Below are 18,222 nucleotides of genomic sequence, written 5' to 3'. Positions count from 1 at the left end.
TTCAATATGATTGGTGATTGCCGCCGTCGCGACTGCGATGGTCGGGTCGAGCGCCGGGCAAGCGACTACTCGCTGCCCTGAAAGGTCAGCAGGTCGAACTCGTTGCCCTCCGGGTCGGCGAAGGTGGTCCAGCGGGCCCCGGGAACCTCGACCTTGTCGAGCGATTTGGCGCCCAGGCCGGTCAGCCGCTCGATCTCGGTCTCGTAGTGTTCGGTGACCATGTCGAGATGGAGCCTGTTCTTGACCGTCTTGGGCTCGGGGACCCGCTGGAAGAACAGCCGGGGCCCGCGCTCCGGGTCGGTGGCGGTGAGCTGCGCGTTCTCGAGGGTCGCTCCCGGGCTGACGGGGCGGTCGAGGACCTTCCCCCAAAACTCCGCCAGGGCAGCGGGATCCGCGCAATCGATGGTCAAAGCCATCACGGTGAGACTGGTTGCGTTCACGATGGTTCCTTCCGGTGGATACGGCCGTCGCGGCCGACTGAATCCACCGTCGCCGGTGCCCTGACGGGAGGGTCAACACCCGCCCCTCGCCCCAACCCTCCCCTCAGAGGAGGGGCTGTGAACGTTTCGATCCCGGCCGCCGTCGCGATGATCGCATCGCCTCGGTGCGCTTCTACCTCGACCAGGTCGACAAGAACGAGACAGCCTAGTGTGACCGGGCAGAAGCCGTTGTACTACAACGATTTCCAAGCACTGCGCGGGACTACCGAATTGGTCGCCCATGGTTGGGAACGAGCGACTCCAGATCCGACATCAACTTCTCGGTGATCGAGCCCAGCTCGACGTCGTTTCCGGCCTCGAGCCATTGTTCGTAGGCCGCGAAGAACACCGGAATGCCAACGCGGGCGGCCAGTCTCGCGATATCGGTTTCGATCCCCCGTTGCCGCAGTGCGTCGGTGAACGCGCGCGCGATGTCGTCGTGTTTGATCAGATCGCGTTCCAGCAGTTCCGGATTCGCCGAGATCACTGCCTGCCGTCGGCGCTGGACGTCTCGTCCCAAAGATTCCCAGTCGAATTCCACCAGGGTGCCGATGACTACATGGAGCGGATTGCCGACATCGGGCGCCTGGCGAATCACTTCGACCAACGCCGCACGTAACTGGTCCGATTCGGCGAACAGCACATCACGCTTGTCGGAGAAGTACCGGAAGAAGGTGCGGGTCGTGACACCGGCCCGCTTCGCGATCTGAACGACGCTCGTGTCCTCGAACCCTTTCTCGTCGAAGAGTTCCAGGGCGGCCCGCTTGAGCCGATCTTCGCTGCCGAGTTCCCAACGAGGCATGGCCGTATCGTACCCAGCCCCTCGCATGGCTCCTACCTTGCCCTTGTCACGTCGTGACATCAGGTCTACTCTGATGTCACGACGTGACATCAGCTGGACCGAGAGTAGATATGAGCGATACGACGAGCATGGACACGGGCGCGCCGAGCAGGTTCGATCCCGTGGAGCTGCGGCAGAAATATCGGGCCGAGCGGGACAAACGGCTCCGGCCCGACGGCGACGCACAGTATCTGGATGTCAGCGGGGACTACGCGGATTTCGCGGCCGATCCGTATCTGGAATCCAGCCCCGGCGGACGGTCCCGTGCGCCCCAGGTGGCCGACGTGGACACACTCGTCCTGGGTGGGGGCTGGTCGGGCCTGCAGATGGCGGTGCACCTGCACAAGTCGGGAGCCACCGATTTCCTGATCGTGGATCAGGCCGGTGACTTCGGCGGCGTCTGGTACTGGAATCGGTATCCGGGCGTGCGCTGCGATATCGAGTCATACATCTACATGCCGCTGCTGGAAGAGGTCGGCACCGTGCCGACCGAGAAGTACGCGGGCGGCCCGGAAATGCTCGAGCACGCCCGCGCGATCGGGCGTCACTACGATCTCTATTCGCGTGCGCTGCTCGGCACGACCGTCACCGATGTCGCGTGGAGCGAAGAACTTTCGCGCTGGGTGGCGAGCACCGACCGCCACGATACGATCCACGCCCGGTTCATCACGATCGGGACGGGCCCGTTGAGCCGGGCAAAGTTGCCGGGTATCAAGGGAATCGAGAAATTCCAGGGGCAGTCGTTCCACTCGAGCCGCTGGGACTACGGCACTACCGGTGGCGATTGGCACGGGAACCTCGACAAACTGTCGGACAAGCGGGTCGCATTGATCGGCACCGGCGCGAGCAGCATTCAGATCCTTCCGCACCTGGCCGCGAGCGCGCAGCACGTCTATCTGTTCCAGCGCACACCGGCAATCGTGAACGCCCGCAACAACCGGCCGACCGACCCGGACTGGTTCCGCGGCCTCGAGCCCGGCTGGCAACGCAAACGCATGGACAACTTCGTCGAGACGATGTCGGGCAGGCCGGTCGTGGATCTCATCGACGACGAAGCCACCCGCATGGGTCGACGCGTCTCCGCGGCCATGAACGGCCCGGGCGAAGTCCCCGACTTCGCCCGAGTGCAGGCAGTCGACTTCGAGAAGATGGAGGAAATCCGCCGGCGGGTGACCGACATCGTCGCGGACGCGAGTACGGCCGAATCACTGAAGCCCTGGTACGACTACTTCTGTAAGCGACCGCTGTTCAGCGACGACTATTTCCCGGCGTTCAACAACGACAACGTCACGCTGGTCGATACCGACGGGCGCGGGGTGGACCACCTCACCGAGCACGCGGTGGTCGTCGACGGGGTGGAGTACGACGTCGATCTGATCATCTACAGCACCGGATTCGACGCGATCGCCCACACCTACAAGGCGGGCGGTTATCGGCTGACCGGGCGGGGCGGTATCTCGCTGGCCGAACATTGGCAGCACGGCATGCGCAGTCTGCACGGCATGATGACCAGCCGCTTTCCCAACCTCTTCCTCATCGGTGGCGTCGAGCAAGCCGCCATCTCCACCAACCTCCCGCACGTCGCCTCCCGCCAGGCCGACCACGTCGCCGCACTGGTTGCGCGCTTCCTGCGCGCCGACGTTGCGTTCGCGGAGGTCACGGTCGAGGCCGAGCAGCGGTGGGCCGAGGAGATGACCCGAATGCGTATCGATCGTTCGACCTACGAAATGGAGTGCACCCCAAGCTATTACAACAACGAAGGCAAACGCGACGCCGCAAAGCCGTCGCTCGCGGGCGCACAGTACGGCGGCGGACCGATCGGCTACCTCTCCGCCATCGAGGACTGGGCCGCCCACCACATCGACCGCGACATCACCATCACGAAAGGACAGACCATGCCCACCACCCCACATCCCGCTGCGACACAAACGTTCATGGCGGTAGGAACCCTTCGGAATGACACGGACTTCGCCGAATTCGCCGCGCTGAGAGAAGACGAGCAGAAACAACTGGAGGTGCTGCGCTCGGAGGGAAGGATTGGCGCCCACTACGTCTCCCCCGCCCGGCGGGCAACCTTCCTCGAGCTCATCGCCACCGATGAGCGGCGAGCCATGGAGACGCTGGCAACACTGCCATTCGCTCGATTCTTCGATGTCGACATCTATCCGGCCGCGCCACCGGACCCGGCGGAGATCGCCCACCGGGCAAGGTCGTTGCGATGACCTCGACCGTCCTCGTCACCGGCGCCGCGACCGGGATCGGCAACCTGACCGCGCGCCGGCTGGCCCAGGCCGGGCACACCGGCTACGCGAGCATGCTCGATCCCGGGGACGAGCACGGCCGGGAACTGCGCGCCCTCGCCGACAGCGAAGGGCTCGATCTGCGCACGGTGGAGCTCGACGTGCGCTCGGATGACACGGCGAGCACGCTCCCCAACGGCTTCGGGTCGCATCCGAGTCTCGGGCTACAGCTATGACACCTTCTCCGGCCGCCTCACCTTGATCACACCACCGAGTTCGAGGGACCGGTGACTCCTTGGGAGGGAAGTTTTCCCATTACGCAATAGCCGGGGCCCTGCCCGTTCAGGAGGTCGCGCCGGTGCTGAAGATCGGCCAGCAGACTTCGGTCCGCCACTGCTTCTCGTCTGCGGTCACCTGGCGGTCGACGAGGTAGTACTCGCGGATCGGTCCGTCCAGGTGCAGTTCGTGGTCGGCCACGTAGGCGGCCAGCCTGCCGTAGGCGCGGTCGACATCGGCCAGGGAGCCGGGATGCTCGATCACCGCGAGTTCGGCGGCCGGAACGACGAGCGACTCGATCCGCCCGAGCCGCGGAACCTCGGTCTCAGTCGGGACGAAAACCGTTGCCTGCCCGTACTCTTCGGTGAACAGCTCACCGGCGAAGATCCCGCCCGCCGGGCCGGTGGCAGCTAGACCCTTGGCTCCGAGGGTGGCGTGCAGTTCGCCCAGCGCACCCAGGTACCAGGGCGGCAGGTCGGCCATCGTGACGACCGCGGTGACAGCCGCGGTCATCCTCGCACCCACGCGGCGGTGGCGCACGGGCGCGGAGTCGGACGGGCCCGCGAGCAGATCGCGTAACGACGCCACCGCGGACTGCGTACGAGCCAGGTTCTGTTCGAGGCTGGCGAGGTGCGCGGCGATGAGTTCGTTTCGGGTCCGCAGGTCGGGAGCCGTGAGCACGGCTCGAATGTGGTCCAGCGGCATGTTCAAGTTCCGGAAACGGCGGATGACCTGGGCCGTGGGGATCTGTTCGGTTGTGTACCAGCGATATCCGGTATCCGCGTCCACCTCGGCGGGTGACAGCAGCCCGACACCGTGGTAGTGGCGCAGTGTCTTGACGCTCAGGTGGGTGGCGCGGGAGAAGTCGCCGATGGTCAGCGCGGCAGGCATCGGCCCAGTATGTGCCCTCCCCCAAGGGGAGGGTCAAGCTCCAGCGCCGCTGTTGACCCTCCGGCACGGGGACCGACGACGGTGTAACCAGCCGGCCGCGACGGCGGCCTCCATCGAAAGGAACAGTCCATGAACGCATCTGCCCCCGCGGTCAGTCTGGAATTCGCGGCGTTGAACTTCGATTGCGTCGACCCCGTTTCCCTCGCGGACTTTTGGGGAAAGGTCCTGGGTCGCCCGGTCAGCCCGGGTGCGGTCACCGGCGACATGGCTGTCGACGCCACTGCCCCAGCGAGCGGCCCCGACTGATCTTCCACCCGGTCCCCGAGCTCGAGGCCGTGAACAACACGCTCCGCCCGATCCTGATCACAGAGCAGTACGCCCAGGAAATCGAGCGGCTGACCGGGCTGGGCGCCAAGGCGCTCAACGAGACCAAGCTGCCAAAGGCCCAGTACACCACCTTCGCCGACCCCGAGGGCAACGACTTCGATCTGGTCACCTGGAAATCCGAATAGCGCGGCGACTTTCGGCCCGCGCATGGCGGCTGTCGCGCTCCAGCAGCCGACCGCCGCTCATCAGCGACAGTCACGAAGTAGCGCAGCAGGCGCAAATCCAGATCCACAGACCCCCTTCGCCTCACTGCGCCGAGCGGCCTCGTGTGCAGCTTCGTCTACGCCACCAGCCGGGAACCCTGGGTCGAACGCTTCCGCGCCGCCGGATACGCCCCGATCGCGCCCGACTGGCCCGGCGAACCCGCACCGCTACGCCTTCCACAGCGTTCGTGTTGCGGACGTCGTTCCCCTCAATGTTGCCCGTAGGGCGCAGGGGACAGGAGGGTGGCGATGAGAGTGGCGGCGAGCCAATCCTCGTAGATGCCGGGTAGCCAGCCCCGTTCTACGGTGAGCTGGGTATAGAGCTGCGGCCCGGCCAGTGCCCAGAGCGCGTCTGCCATGAGTCTCGGATCCGTGTCCTGAACCAGCACGCCGGCTTCCTCGAGGTGCGCGACGAACGCGGTGACCGCGGTGAGCCGTTCCTGCTCCCCGATCTCCAGCACCTCGCCGATCTCCGGCCCGGCCTGAGTCAACACGGTCCACAGCTGCGCGACCCGTTCGTGGATCCCACGAACGTAGGCGGCGTAGAGCCGGAGCTTTTCGCGTGGTTCCGCGGTGTGCCGGATCTGCTGTGTCTGGGGGCGGTCGGCCATCGGCACCGGTTCGTCGTCTCCGGCCAGTGTCATGTCCCACAGGGCCTTGACCATGCTCGTCTTGCTACCGAAGGTCTTGTACACCGTTTCGGTCGAGACGCCCGCGCACTCGGCCACACCCCGGATGGTCGTGGCGTGGTAACCGTCGCGAAACAGCAGCTCTCGGCATGCGAGCAGGACAGCAGCACGGTTGCGGAGCGCCGCTTCGCGGCGGCGCTCGGAGTTGTAGGCCCGGCGTGGTTGCTCGCTTGTCATCTACACCCCAAACTCCGATACAGCTCAACTGTATTGAATCTCATCCCAAATTTGATACAGTCTAACAGTATTGAATACTGACTTCGTGTTCGTGCCCCGAAGCAGCGGACCTCGACAACGCGGCCGACCAGATCTGAGCGAATCGAGAGCATGATGGCAATTGATGCGACAGCCGCAGGGATGATCTCCCTCGCGGGAAAGACGGTGCCCCGCATGGGATTCGGAGCCATGCAGCTGCGTACGCCGACCGATACCGAAGCTGTCTCGGCGGTGCTGCGCAGGTCGATCGAACTCGGTGTCCGCGTGGTCGACACCGCCTGGTACTACGGCAACGACGTCGTCAACCGGTTCATCGCCGAAGCATTGCGGCCCTACCCGGCCGACCTCGTGCTGGCGACCAAGGCCGGCGCGCGCGCGACCTACAACGGCGAGCCACCCCAGCCGGACTACAGCGCCGAGCAGTTGCGGGCGGGCAACGACCGCGACCGGACGGTGCTCGGCGTGGACACCATCCCGCTCACGCACCTGCGATGGATGAACGAGGACGACACCTACGACGGCGTGAGCTTCGACAGCGCCTTCGACACCATGCTCGCGATGCGAGCCGAAGGCCGGATCGAGCACGTCGGACTATCCAACGTCACGCTCGACCAACTCCGCCGCGCACACGCCCGCGGACCCATCGCCAGCGTGTCGAACATGTTCAGCTACGGCAACCAGAAAGACACACCGACGCTGGAGTTCTGCACAGAGCACGGTATTCCCTACCTGGCGTGGGGTCCACGCGGCTACGGCGCGACCGACACCCCTCCGACCGCAAAAGGCCTGACAGCCGATCAAACCCGGCTCGCGTGGCTGCTCGATCGCTCCCCTGTCACCGTCGTGATCGCGGGCACCAGCAGTGTCGAACACCTCGAGGAGAACATCGCGGCGGGCGCCTACCGAGAAGCCGAGGGCACCCGGGAGGGCGCGTGAGCGCCGGGATGATCGTTCTGACCGTGTTGAACGGCGTGTTCTCGCTGATCGGTGTCGGATTCGCCGTTGCGTCGGCGGTGCGCCCGTCGGCCATGAGCCGGGAAGCGAATCCCACTGCGGGAGAGCACCTCTACGCGCGGGTGTATGCGGCCAGAGCGGTACCGCTGGGAATCCTCGCCGGGGCGGTGCCCTTCTTCCCACACAGCACGGTAGGCGCCCTCGTTCTGGTCGTCGCCGCGATCGCACAAGCCGCGGACGCCGCGATCGGAGCCCAGCGTCGAGAACCCGCCATGGTCGCCGGGCCGCTGTTCGCGTGCATCGTCCACACGATCACCGCGATCGCGATCTTCTAGAGCTAGAGATCATCGGGCAACCAGCGGTGAGACGATGGTCAGCGCGGCCTGCTGCAGCGCCGCACGCGCGCCGACATGTTCGGGATCCGCGGAGTTGAAAGCGGCGACCAGACCCGAAGTGTCGCCGATCACGATCATCCAGCATCAGCTTCGGTGTTGGTGATCGCTTCGCGCACAGTGCTATCGATCTCATCCGCCGTCACCGCATGCCCATAGTCCAGAACGGGGATATCCCACTCCTCATCCCATCGGCGAGTGCGTATCGCGGCCAGATGAAAAGCCTCACGAAGGACGGGTTGATTCGGTGGGGGCCTGAGCGGCGTCCGTGCCCCAGCTGGCCAGGAGACACAGGGCCTCGGCCGACGGCGAGCCCGGTTCGGCGTGGTAGAGGCACAGATACTGCTCCGTGTCGTCCGGCAGGTACAGCGTCTCGTACGCCAGCGTCAGCTCGCCGACCAGAGGGTGCCGCATCCGCTTGAGGCCGTGCCCCTTCTCCTTCACGTCGTGCGTGGCCCACAGCCGCCGGAATTCCTCGCTCTTGACCGACAACTCCCCCACCAGCGCCGACAGATCCGGATCGTCCGGGTGCTGGCCCGCATACATCCGCAGGTAGCTGACCATGTCGGACGCCTTGGAATCCCAGTCGAGGAACAGCCGCTGATAGTCGGGAGAAAGAAATGTCAGCCGCGCCCAGTTGCGTTCAGCGGGTGGCAACTGCCCCCAGTCACCGAAGAGCGCCGCCGCCATGCGGTTCCACGCGAGAATCTCCGACCGCGCCCCGGCCACATACGCGGGCATCCCGTCCATCGACTCCAGCAGTTGCTGCAGCGTAACCCGCACCTGCTGCCGCTTGGGCGTCCGATACTTGCGCCGCAGCTGTTTCGGCTTGGCGAGATGAGTGAGGTGCGCGTGCTCGGCGTCGGTCAGCCGCAGAGCGCGCGCGATCGAGTCGAGCACCTCCGCCGACACATTGCGCCCGTTGCCCTGCTCCAGCCGTGTGTAGTAAGCCACCGAGACCCCCGCCAGCTGCGCCAGTTCCTCGCGCCGCAGACCCGGCACCCGCCGGTGCCGCCCATGCCAGGGAATCCCCACATCGGCCGGGTCCAGCCGGGCCCGGCGCGTACGCAGGAACTCGCTGAGCTCGGCACGCTGGTCCAGGCCGTCGGAACGGCCGGCCCGAGCGTCGTCCGGGACGGGGTTGTCGCTCATGTTCTCCAGTATTCCCGGTCGTACGACCACGAGCCTGATCCTGTCGGTAGTAGGACCACTGGACGTACGTAAAGCGGTGGGCTGGGCGAGTGCCGGTTCGTCGCGGACGCTGGACACCATGACCACCACTGTTGCCGCATATGCCGCGCCCAGCGCCAAGGCTCCACTGGAGCGCACCACTATCGAGCGCCGCACGGTCGGCGAGCACGACGTCCTGATCGACATCAAGTTCGCGGGGATCTGCCACTCCGACATCCACCAGGCCCGTGCGGGCTGGGGCGAGGCCATCTTCCCGATGGTCCCGGGGCACGAAATCGCCGGCATCGTCGAGGCTGTCGGTTCGGCCGTGACCAAGTTCAAGGTCGGCGACCGCGTCGGCGTCGGCTGCATGGTCGACTCCTGCCGCGTGTGCGAGGCGTGCCGCAACGGCCAGGAGCAGCACTGCGTGCGGGGAAACGTAGCGACGTACAACGGCGTCGGCAAGGACGGCGAGCCCACCTACGGCGGCTACTCGCAGAAGATCGTCGTTGCCGACGCCTTCACCGTCCGCATCCCCGAGGGCCTGCCCCTCGACGTGGCCGCACCGCTCCTGTGCGCAGGCATCACCACGTATTCCCCGCTCAAGCACTGGGGCGCCGGCCCCGGCAAACAGGTCGCCGTGATCGGCCTGGGTGGCCTGGGCCACATGGCCGTCAAGATCGCCCACGCTCTCGGCGCGGAGGTCACCGTCCTGTCTCAGTCACTGCGTAAGAAGGACGACGGCCTGAAGCTGGGCGCCGACCACTACTACGCCACCAGCGATCCGGAAACGTTCAAGGAGCTGGCCGGTTCCTTCGACGTCATCCTCTCCACGGTGTCCGCGCCGCTGAACTTCGGCGCATACCTGAGCCTGTTGAAGACCGGCGGCGCGCTGGTGAATGTGGGCGCCCCCGAGGAGCCCATCTCACTGAACCTGTTCTCGCTGCTCGGGGGCTCCAAGATCCTCGCCGGCTCCGCGATCGGCGGCATCGCCGAGACCCAGGAGATGCTCGACTTCTGCGCCGAGCACGGCCTGGGCGCGGAGATCGAACTGATCGAGGCGAGCCGGATCAACGAGGCATACGAACGCGTCGAAAACTCGGACGTTCGCTACCGCTTCGTCATCGACACGGCCACCATCTGACCGACACCCCGTGGTCCGGGGGCCGCGGCGGACCATTCTCATCCGTGCGGCTCACTCATCGGACCACCGCGCTCAGCGCGCAACGGTCCCGACCGACCGGATCACGATCTGCTGCCCACCGACCAGAATTTCGCGGTTCTTATACCGAGACATCGGGGACCCTGCGAGGCCCAGGCCAGAGACGAATCTCTCGCCTGGGCCTCTGCTTATTTGACGTTTTTTCCGCGCCACGGACGACATTGCACGGTCCGTCCACCGAACCGGACCCACCTGGGGACCCCGGGACGGCTCATCCGCGACTCGGCGGCAGTCTTTACGAACTATACTTCCACGAAGTACAGTTCGTAAAAGAACTAGCAGGTAGGAAGGGTGCGTGGACAAGCCAGCGGATATGTTCGACCGAGACTTCGAGTGGGGCGCCCTCGGTCGATTCGTCACCGACACGCAACCTGATGCAACCCTTGGAGTGGTCTCGGGGCGGCGGCGGCAAGGGAAAACCTACCTGCTACGGGCCGCGTGCCAGGCAACTGGCGGCTTCTATTTCGGTGCGACCGAGAGCACCGATGCCGAGTCCTTACGCCTGATCGGGTCGGCACTGACTCAATATCTGAACGCGCCCCTCCCGGTGCAGCCGACCGACTGGTTTCAGGTCGTCGATGCACTGTTGCTTCTTGGTCGTGAACAGCCGCTCCCAGTGGTGATCGACGAGTTCCCGTACCTGGCCAAGGCCAATCCTGCGCTGCCATCGATCATCCAGCAGGCACTGGCACCGCTACGTCGAGAACGGACCAGCTCGCGAACCCGGTTGTTGCTGTGCGGCTCGGCGATGTCGTTCATGGGCAAGCTGCTCGCGGGCGCCGCACCATTGCGCGGGCGAGCCGGGCTGGAATTGGTGGTTCGACCGCTGGATCACATTCAAGCCGCCAAGTTTTGGCGCGTCGAAGACCCACAACTTGCGTTTCGACTGAATGCAGTCGTCGGCGGCACGCCCGCCTATCGTCGTGAGTTCGTCCGGGACGATGCTCCGAAAGACATGGCCGACTTCGATGACTGGGTGATCCGAACGGTGTTGAACCCCGAGAGCCCACTGTTCCGGGAAGCCCGGTACCTCTTGGCCGATGAAACGGACATCCGCGATCTCGGGCTTTACCATGCCGTGCTGGCCGCTGTGGCCCAGGGCAATACAACCAGGGGCGGAATCGCCAGCTATATCGGACGCCCAGCCGCGGACATCTCGCACCCGCTGAATGTGTTGGAGGATGCGGGATTCCTGGCCCACGAAGACGATATGTTCCGCGGCAACCGCACGTACTACCGGATCGCCGAACCGTTGATCACCTTCTACTACAGCGTGATGCGGCCGGTGTGGAGCCGATTGGAGGCTCCCGGCTCCGCAGGGCGTGTGTGGCCCACCCGCCAACGTCAGTTCTCGGCCAATGCGCTCGGCCCGCGATTCGAACAGATTTGCCGCGAATGGGCACTGCTGCACGCAGATTCGGAAACCTTCGCCGAGCTGCCGGTGAAGGTGGGTGGCGGTGTGATAAATGATTCCGCCAACAAGATCGGTCGTGAGGTCGACGTGGTCGTGGTCGGAGCCGCCGACACCGGCAAGCCCCCGCTGCTGTCATTGGGCGAATGCAAGTTGCAAGAGGTGATGGGCATCGGTCACCTCGAACGACTCCGGAATATCAGGAAACTGGTGGTGGAGGCTGGCCATTACGACACCACCTCGACGGGTCTCGCTTGCTACTCGGGCGCGGGTTTCACCGACGAGCTTCGGCAGGCGGCCGCGGAGTCCGGCGATGTGCTGCTCATCGGGCTGGATGACATCTATCGCCAGATCTGATGCCTCCGGATGGAGCACGGCCGATCGTTCAGGCTCCGATGCCAGGACGATCGCCCGTGCTGAGGATTCAATCCCGTTGCGCGTATCGCGCGGCACCCGACCAGTCGAGCGTCACGCACGCCTCGTCACCGAGGGTCCAGGCGTCGTGGCCGGGCGGGCAGAACAGGAAGTCGCCCGGGCCGATATCGCGTTCGGTGCCGTCGTCCATGCGGAGTCGCATGCGGCCCGAGATGCAGTACCCGGCGTGCATGGCCTGGCAGCTGTCGGTGCCCGCGATCGGTTTGACATGCTCGGACCAGCGCCAGCCGGGTTCGAACACGGCACGGCCGACCGGACCTTGCGGTGTCTCGACGAGATCCAAACGGCCCATTCCCGCCTCGAATGGGCGGGACTCGTCGGGATTGTCGAGACTCCGCACGATCAGACTCCGGCGCTGCCCGTCGGACATGTCGTCCTCGCGGAGCAGATCGAGATTGCGGAAGGTAGCCGGGCCGTCACACAGCACGGCTAGTTCCTGGGCAAAGCGGGTGGTTTCGGGAAGGCCGGAATTCTGCATCGCCTCGGTGTACGAGGGGAATTCAACCACCTCCATGTACGTGTTCTCGCGGTCGCGATCCTTGGCCTCCAGGCCGCGCAGAGCCGTGCGTTTGCCCGCCGTCGCAGCGAGCCAGGCGTCGAGCTTCTCGTTGAACTCGTCGAGGTGCGTGGTCGTGAACTCGATCGTCTGAACGAACTTTGTCATTACCGGGGCTCCTTTGAAATAGGCACCCCGCTCAGGACACTACTCGCGAGCAGCTGGTTGAGCGCGTGCCTTAAGGCCCTAGTCCGGGCAGGCCGGTTCGGCCCGACGATCAGCCGGCCCGGACGAACGAGCGGTCGGCGGGGCGCAGTGCCCAGGATGCGACGACCAGCGCACAAATGCCCGCGGTGACCGTCAGGTGCATGCCGGCGGATCCGTAGTCGTGTTCGACCAGGTGCGAGATGAACGCACCGCTCATGTTGAAAAACATTCCGGCATAAGCCCATTCCTTCAACCGCGCGAACCCCGGCACGAGGATCGCGGCGCTGCCGAGCACCTTCCAAGTCGCGATGAGCGAGATGAAGTATGTGGGGTAGCCGAGGATCGTGTGGGTTTCCAGAGTTCCGTACTGATGGGTGTATTCGCCGTAGGCGCCGCTGATCATCATGAACGCCAGGCTCACGGTGCACGCCCAGTAGGCGATCGTGCGCACCCGCCCGGAAGCGGAGGTGCGGGGCAGGCCGGCGGCGCGTTCGGTGAGAGTGGTCATGGGACTTTCCTTTCGGTCGGGATGCCGTGATCCGGCGTCAACTCCTCGACCGCGGCCGGACCGAAAGTGTGACAACGCACCCACCGCCGAATCGGCCTGTCACCTTTCCGGGCCCGGATCGGTCGGGATTACGCAAGGCCGAAGAAGACTCGAGACAAGGACCCCTTCGAATGAAAAGCTCTACCCTCGCGATGCCCTGTATAGCGGCGGCAGCTCTCGTTGCCGGCGCGTTCGGGACCGCGTCCGCGGATCCGGTAGCGGACTCGTCGCGCGCCGTCGTCACCGACGACGGTTGGCAAGTGCGAGTCACCAAGGCCGCGGAGAATCTGGATCGCGTTCCGAATCTGGCCGGATCACCCTTCACCCGTGAGGGATTCGTCCGGCTGGAGGCAATCGCCGACATCTCCGGAAAGGGCCGGGTACCGGTCGACTCGGGGAGCATGGCCGTGGGATACGAGATCGGCTGCCAGGTCGATGTGTCCAATGGGCTGACCGTCGGGCTGTCCGCGGCCATCGGCCCCAACGTGGGGATCTCGGTCGGCGGGGTGAACGCGGGCGCGAGCGCCCTGGCAATTCCGAACGTGTCATTCGCCCCGAAACCGGGCACGATCACCACCGTGCCGCTGGCGACCAAGAAACTCACCGGCGCGCATGCGTCTGTCACGCTCGACCGGATACAGATCAAAATCGATGCCTGCATGGGCCCGGTGAGCCTGCGCTCCTACGCCATCGTGTCCACCTCGACCGCCGACGCCGACAATTCCGTCGCCGTATACGGCAACCCGATATGGTTGTGACACCGATGCGCGCCAAATACCTGCACTCGATAACGCTCGCGCTGGCAATATCCGCATGTTCGGTCCCCATCGCCCGAGCCGACACGGAGATGCCCGCCACCTGCAGCGACGCGCAACACTGCCGGCTGTCCCCAGCGACAGACGGCCCCCGATCCGGGCCCCTGCCGCTGCAACAGCTTGTCCCGCCGCCCCGCAACCCGAAAAGCCCGAGCCCGTCGGATCCGGCCGCCGCACTAACTCCGCCACCACCTGGTCCGCCCGCGACCGAACCCATCGTTCGGTAGTCGTCCCCGCACTGCCATCACATCGTGGCGCGCACTGCGCGCCCGGACAATCCGGCGCTCATCGCCATGCGGCGATGAGGTCGTCCGGCGTAAATCCCGTAACGCCCGGAACGCTGATACCTGACCGGGATACAACCAGCATCCGCGTGCTCTCGTCCGCGCCTGGCAGTTTCGAGCGATGCAGGTACAGGCGGGTCAAGTCGTGGCTGTCGAACTGCCTGTCGTCGAGCCACTTGATCGAGCCCACCGCAGTGATCGTCTTGGCGATGGGTTCCCTGTCCGCGCAGACGATGTCGATTTCCGGATCGTTGGTGCGTGTCCAGTATCCCCCAATGGCATTGGTGGATTCGGGAAGCTGCTCCGGTAGGCGCCGAAGTGATTCGCGCACAATGGATTCGATTGCCCGACCGCGCCACGATGTCCAGCGGCGCTCGACCCGTGCAAGCGTGAGATCGCCACGGCCCCGCTCGATTTCGGACAGGTATGGGCCGAGGAAGGCCAGCCAGAATCGCAAGTGGGGGTCGGCGACGATGTAGCGGGTCTCGCGGGAGGGCTGGGTCGACAGCGGCGTCAGCGCCTCGACGATGCGCTTGTCGGTCAGCAATCGCAGCGCCCGGCTCAGGCTTGCCGTGGGAAGATCCGCAGCCCGGCCGATCAGGGTATGCGTGCGTTCCCCGGCACCGATCGCACTCAGTACCCGCCGGGCTTGCGCATCCTCGGGGAACTCCGCGGCCAGTGCGCGCTCGCCGCTGACCAGCAGGGCCGATGTCGGGTCATCGACCACATCGGCCAGGTATTCCGCCGGTGTCGCACCCTGCGGCCACTCGTCCAGAATCAGTGGCAGGCCGCCGGATACCAGGAAGGCGTCGAATGCCTCCGTGGCCGGAAGTCTCAGCATCTCCGCTACATCGGCAGGATTCAGCGACGGGACGACCATTTCACTCGCCCGCTGATGGAACGGCCGACCGTACTCGTTGAGGGCTTCCATCATCGCCAGATCGGATCCGATGCACAGTAGCAACATCGGCTTGCGCGACAGTTCTCGATCGAACACCTTTTGCAGGCTGCCCTCGAAGCCCGGGTCGTTGCCGATGAGATATGGCATTTCGTCGATGACGACGACACTCGGCTGATCATCGGGCAGCACCGAGGCGAGCAGGGTCAGCGCAGCATCCCAGTCTCTGGGATGCTGCCCGGCAAACCGGGCCGCATCCGGCAGTGACGACAACTCGCCCGATTCGACGAACAGACGGAGATCCAGCTCGGCCGACCGTTGCGCGGACGCGGTGAAGTAAAGGAACGGCAAGCCCGACCGCTCGACGAACTCCTCCGCGAGGCGTGATTTGCCGACTCGCCGACGCCCGCGCATGAGTATCGCCCGGCCGGGGCGGCCCGCGCGCCCACCGGCGACAACCCGCTGAACCGACCGATCGAGCAACCCGAGCTCACGCTGCCTGCCGATGAAGCCATCCAAGAGCGCCACCCTCTACGAAGAATACTTCCAAGATTGATACTATCAACGATGATACGCTCACACTTGGATGCATTGCTGAAGTGGCCCGCGCTGATCAGCGCGGGCTCCAACTGGCCCAGCACATGAAATCGGTCTCCACCATGTGGGCGCCTCGCCGTGTGCTCGGCACGGCCACCGCGGGCGCGCTCGCGGCTGCGTCGTTCCTCACGGCGTTCGCGACCACGATGTGGTGCCACCCCTGTCGATCCGGAACCCAGGTGGGCCGAGAGCGCGAATCATCCGGACACGTGCCGAGAGCGGCCGCTCCCGCAGCATCCGGATCGTCGGAAACCCGGACGCGGAATACCTGCCCTACCAGTGGGTAGGGTACGGGGACATGGCCGTGGACGGATGAGGTGAGCGGGTGACTGCGATGTTGGGTGCTCGCGACGCGATCGCCGACCGCTTTGTGCGCCTGTCCGGCCGGCTCGTCGCCGTGGGGTATGTCGCGGATCTGGTGCTCGTCGCGCCGGACCTGGAGAACCAGTCGCGAGGGGTCGAGTCGTGGTGGACGCCGTTCGCGATCGCCGTGGCGTTCGGGCCGGGGCTTGCGCTGGGCGTGTTGAGCTTTCATCGGGATCCCCGATGGATGCGCCGGGCCGCCGTGCTCGCGGTGGTGGGCTACCCGGTGACGCTCATCGCGTGGCTGGCCGCGTGGCACGGGGTTCCGCTGCATCAGGATCAGTGGCTCGGCGATGTACCGGCCCTGGCCGGGCTGGCGGCCGCGGTGGTCTGGCGGGCGCGGGCGAGCCTGCTGGCTCTCGCCGTCACCGCGGTGGCGGCCACGGTGGTCAATTACACGGCGCGGGCGCCGGAGGTCAACGTGCCCTTCGTCCCCGATCTGCTGTACGCGTTCAGTTACAGCGCGCTGTTCGTGGCGGCGGTCCTGGTGTTCATCCGCACCGGGCGATCGCTCGACACGGTGCAGAACGACGCGTTCGAGAGCTCCGCATCGTCGGCTGCCCTGCGCAGCCGCGCCGCCGAACGAGATCGATTCGCCGCGCTGACCCACGACTGGGTGATGTCGACGCTGCTGGCCGCGGCGCGCGGCGCCGACCGGGACGCGGTGCGGCGCCAGGCCATGCAGACCCTCAACTACCTCGACGATCTCGAGCATCCGTTCGGCCGCGTGCTGGACGCACCGGCCGTCGTCTACAGCCTGCGTGCCGCTGTCGCGCATATCGAGCCGGACCTGCCGATCGCGGTCGTCGTGGATCGCGGCGCCGAACGGTGGGGCTTCCCGGCCGCGGCGGTGAGCGTCACCGCCGCGGCGGCGGGCGAGGCCGTCCGCAACAGCATGCGGCACGCGGGATCGGACGCCCACCGCCGCGTCGATATCCGGGTCGACGGCGGCGGTTTCCGGGTCGCGGTCATCGACGACGGTGTCGGTTTCGACACCGCCGTGGAGCGCCCGGACCGGCTCGGCATCGCACTGAGCATCCACGCCAGGATGCGGCAGCTGGGCGGCGGCACCTCCTCGATCGTCTCCCGGCCAGGTGCGGGCACCACGGTCCGGCTGAGCTGGGCGGGCCCGATGGCCGAGCGTCACATCACCCCGGACACATGCCGAACCGTCGCGAACTCCCCCACCCCGCTGAGCATGCGCACCCTGCTGGGCATGCGCACCCGCGCCGCCTGGGTGACGGTCGCGTTCTTCCTCGCCGCCTACGCCGCATCCCTCGCCGCCACCCCGGTACTGTTCTCCCAGCCGTGGCCGATGCTCGCCTGCCTCGTCCTCACCGCGGCCGCGGGTGGCGCGCTGCTCGCCGTGCCGGGCGACCCGCCGCCCCTCGGGGCGTCGCTGGCCATCCTGACGGCCGGTGGTCCCGCGCAGTACGCGATCGTCTGCGCCGTGGCGTCGATGTCGGACAACACGACGGTGCAGGAATGGTCCCTGGGTTGCGCCACGGCGGTATGCGTATTCATGTGTATGCGTGGTCGCGTCGTACTCGCCTGGCTGACGATGGTGGTCCTGCTCGCCGAATTCGCTGTCCGGATGGGCCTGCCTACCGACGCCTCGCACGGGTTCGCGGTCCCCTTCCTCTATCTCGCACCGCTGCTGGCCGCGACGTTCTTCGCCCGCATCATCGGCCCGGTCGCCAGCACGACGCTGGACCTGCGTGAGGAAACCCTGCACCGGATCGCCGCCCAGGCCGCCGACGCGGCCGCCGTCGCCGAGCGGGACCGGCAGCTGCATCGACTCGGCAGGCTCACCCGGCCGCTGCTCGAACTGCTCGCCAGTTTCGAACCCGTGGACGGCGTCCGGGACGTATGCGCGCTGCAGGAGGCCGAACTACGCGACGCACTGCGCGCGCCCCAGCTCGCGCATCCACCGGTCGTCATCGCCGCCCGCGCCGCCCGCCGCCGCGGCGTCGAGGTCGTCCTCTACGACGAGCACGGCCTGGACGATCTCGACGCCGCCGTCGGCGACCGCGCCCGCGAGCAGGCCGTCGCCGAAATCCAGCGCGCTCGAGACGGATCCGTCATCGTCCGGATCCAACGCCCCGGCCGCCGGCCGCTGCTGACCATCGTGGCCGACGGATCCGCGGGCACCCGGCGCATCGAACTCGACGAGCACGCCCACCCGCTACGGCAGGACCTGGAGGTGTAA

At 66.2% G+C, this 18,222-nt stretch carries 19 protein-coding genes; 10 read left to right on the top strand and 9 right to left on the bottom strand.

What is annotated here, in order from left to right; translation table 11 throughout:
- Positions 1–65: 65 nt before the first annotated feature.
- Positions 66–440, bottom strand: coding sequence for a VOC family protein (locus KO481_RS13810; RefSeq protein ID WP_215917513.1), 375 nt, complete (start codon positions 438–440; stop codon positions 66–68).
- A gap of 262 nt (positions 441–702) precedes the next feature.
- Entirely contained in the window at positions 703–1,281 is a 579-nt protein-coding gene (locus tag KO481_RS13805; protein ID WP_215917512.1) for a TetR family transcriptional regulator, read from the bottom strand.
- A gap of 110 nt (positions 1,282–1,391) precedes the next feature.
- On the opposite strand from KO481_RS13805, the gene KO481_RS13800 reads away from it, so the two are divergent.
- Both KO481_RS13800 and KO481_RS13795 read left to right on the top strand, forming a co-directional pair.
- Positions 1,392–3,542, top strand: coding sequence for a flavin-containing monooxygenase (locus KO481_RS13800; protein ID WP_215917511.1), 2,151 nt, complete (start codon positions 1,392–1,394; stop codon positions 3,540–3,542).
- Positions 3,539–3,796: an SDR family NAD(P)-dependent oxidoreductase gene (locus KO481_RS13795; protein ID WP_215917510.1), complete on the top strand. Its 258-nt coding sequence runs from the start codon at positions 3,539–3,541 to the stop codon at positions 3,794–3,796. Before KO481_RS13800 ends, KO481_RS13795 begins: the two co-directional genes overlap by 4 nt.
- A gap of 106 nt (positions 3,797–3,902) precedes the next feature.
- Here KO481_RS13795 and KO481_RS13790 read toward each other — a convergent pair whose 3' ends face one another.
- Positions 3,903–4,727, bottom strand: a complete 825-nt coding sequence (locus KO481_RS13790; RefSeq protein ID WP_215917509.1) for a MerR family transcriptional regulator — start codon at positions 4,725–4,727, stop codon at positions 3,903–3,905.
- Between the two features lie 129 nt (positions 4,728–4,856).
- Between KO481_RS13790 and KO481_RS42995 the strand changes: the two genes are divergently transcribed.
- Together KO481_RS42995 and KO481_RS13785 are read left to right on the top strand one after the other, a co-directional pair.
- Positions 4,857–5,033 (top strand): VOC family protein, encoded by a 177-nt coding sequence (locus KO481_RS42995; RefSeq protein ID WP_245401035.1) that lies wholly within the window; start codon positions 4,857–4,859, stop codon positions 5,031–5,033.
- Entirely contained in the window at positions 5,030–5,239 is a 210-nt protein-coding gene (locus KO481_RS13785; protein WP_245400945.1) for a VOC family protein, read from the top strand. The genes KO481_RS42995 and KO481_RS13785 overlap by 4 nt, the downstream gene beginning before the upstream one ends.
- 287 nt (positions 5,240–5,526) lie before the next feature.
- Here the strand turns inward: KO481_RS13785 and KO481_RS13780 are convergent, their stop codons facing one another.
- Positions 5,527–6,183 (bottom strand): TetR/AcrR family transcriptional regulator, encoded by a 657-nt coding sequence (locus KO481_RS13780; RefSeq protein ID WP_215917507.1) that lies wholly within the window; start codon positions 6,181–6,183, stop codon positions 5,527–5,529.
- Positions 6,184–6,333: 150 nt separating this feature from the next.
- Here KO481_RS13780 and KO481_RS13775 point away from each other — a divergent pair, with 150 nt between their 5' ends.
- The gene (locus KO481_RS13775; protein WP_215917506.1) at positions 6,334–7,158 is read left to right on the top strand and encodes an aldo/keto reductase; all 825 of its coding nucleotides are present in this window, start codon (positions 6,334–6,336) and stop codon (positions 7,156–7,158) included.
- Positions 7,155–7,511, top strand: coding sequence for a hypothetical protein (locus KO481_RS13770; protein ID WP_215917505.1), 357 nt, complete (start codon positions 7,155–7,157; stop codon positions 7,509–7,511). Before KO481_RS13775 ends, KO481_RS13770 begins: the two co-directional genes overlap by 4 nt.
- A 9-nt stretch (positions 7,512–7,520) precedes the next feature.
- On the opposite strand, the gene KO481_RS43930 is transcribed toward KO481_RS13770, so the two are convergent.
- On the bottom strand, positions 7,521–7,643 hold the full coding sequence (locus KO481_RS43930) for a hypothetical protein (RefSeq protein ID WP_281066086.1): 123 nt from the start codon (positions 7,641–7,643) through the stop codon (positions 7,521–7,523).
- A gap of 150 nt (positions 7,644–7,793) precedes the next feature.
- Positions 7,794–8,720, bottom strand: a complete 927-nt coding sequence (locus tag KO481_RS13760) for a helix-turn-helix domain-containing protein (RefSeq protein WP_215917504.1) — start codon at positions 8,718–8,720, stop codon at positions 7,794–7,796.
- Between the two features lie 118 nt (positions 8,721–8,838).
- Here KO481_RS13760 and KO481_RS13755 point away from each other — a divergent pair, with 118 nt between their 5' ends.
- Positions 8,839–9,882, top strand: coding sequence for an NAD(P)-dependent alcohol dehydrogenase (locus KO481_RS13755; protein WP_215917503.1), 1,044 nt, complete (start codon positions 8,839–8,841; stop codon positions 9,880–9,882).
- 373 nt (positions 9,883–10,255) lie between these two features.
- The gene (locus KO481_RS13750; protein ID WP_215917502.1) at positions 10,256–11,728 is read left to right on the top strand and encodes an AAA family ATPase; all 1,473 of its coding nucleotides are present in this window, start codon (positions 10,256–10,258) and stop codon (positions 11,726–11,728) included.
- A gap of 67 nt (positions 11,729–11,795) precedes the next feature.
- Here KO481_RS13750 and KO481_RS42990 read toward each other — a convergent pair whose 3' ends face one another.
- Entirely contained in the window at positions 11,796–12,470 is a 675-nt protein-coding gene (locus KO481_RS42990; protein ID WP_245400889.1) for a cupin domain-containing protein, read from the bottom strand.
- Between the two features lie 109 nt (positions 12,471–12,579).
- Positions 12,580–13,017: a DoxX family protein gene (locus KO481_RS13740; protein WP_215917501.1), complete on the bottom strand. Its 438-nt coding sequence runs from the start codon at positions 13,015–13,017 to the stop codon at positions 12,580–12,582.
- A gap of 170 nt (positions 13,018–13,187) precedes the next feature.
- Between KO481_RS13740 and KO481_RS13735 the strand changes: the two genes are divergently transcribed.
- Positions 13,188–13,814 carry an MspA family porin gene (locus KO481_RS13735; RefSeq protein WP_245400888.1) on the top strand — a complete coding sequence of 209 codons (627 nt, stop codon included), beginning with the start codon at positions 13,188–13,190 and terminating at the stop codon, positions 13,812–13,814.
- A gap of 342 nt (positions 13,815–14,156) precedes the next feature.
- On the opposite strand, the gene KO481_RS13730 is transcribed toward KO481_RS13735, so the two are convergent.
- Positions 14,157–15,581 carry an ATP-binding protein gene (locus KO481_RS13730; RefSeq protein ID WP_308166590.1) on the bottom strand — a complete coding sequence of 475 codons (1,425 nt, stop codon included), beginning with the start codon at positions 15,579–15,581 and terminating at the stop codon, positions 14,157–14,159.
- Positions 15,582–15,984: 403 nt separating this feature from the next.
- On the opposite strand from KO481_RS13730, the gene KO481_RS13725 reads away from it, so the two are divergent.
- Entirely contained in the window at positions 15,985–18,222 is a 2,238-nt protein-coding gene (locus KO481_RS13725) for a sensor histidine kinase (protein ID WP_245400943.1), read from the top strand.

Source organism: Nocardia albiluteola, from assembly GCF_018860155.1.
GTDB classification, from domain to species: domain Bacteria; phylum Actinomycetota; class Actinomycetes; order Mycobacteriales; family Mycobacteriaceae; genus Nocardia; species Nocardia albiluteola.
Note: the sequence above shows the minus strand (reverse complement) of the source record. Positions and strands in the feature narration are given on the sequence as shown.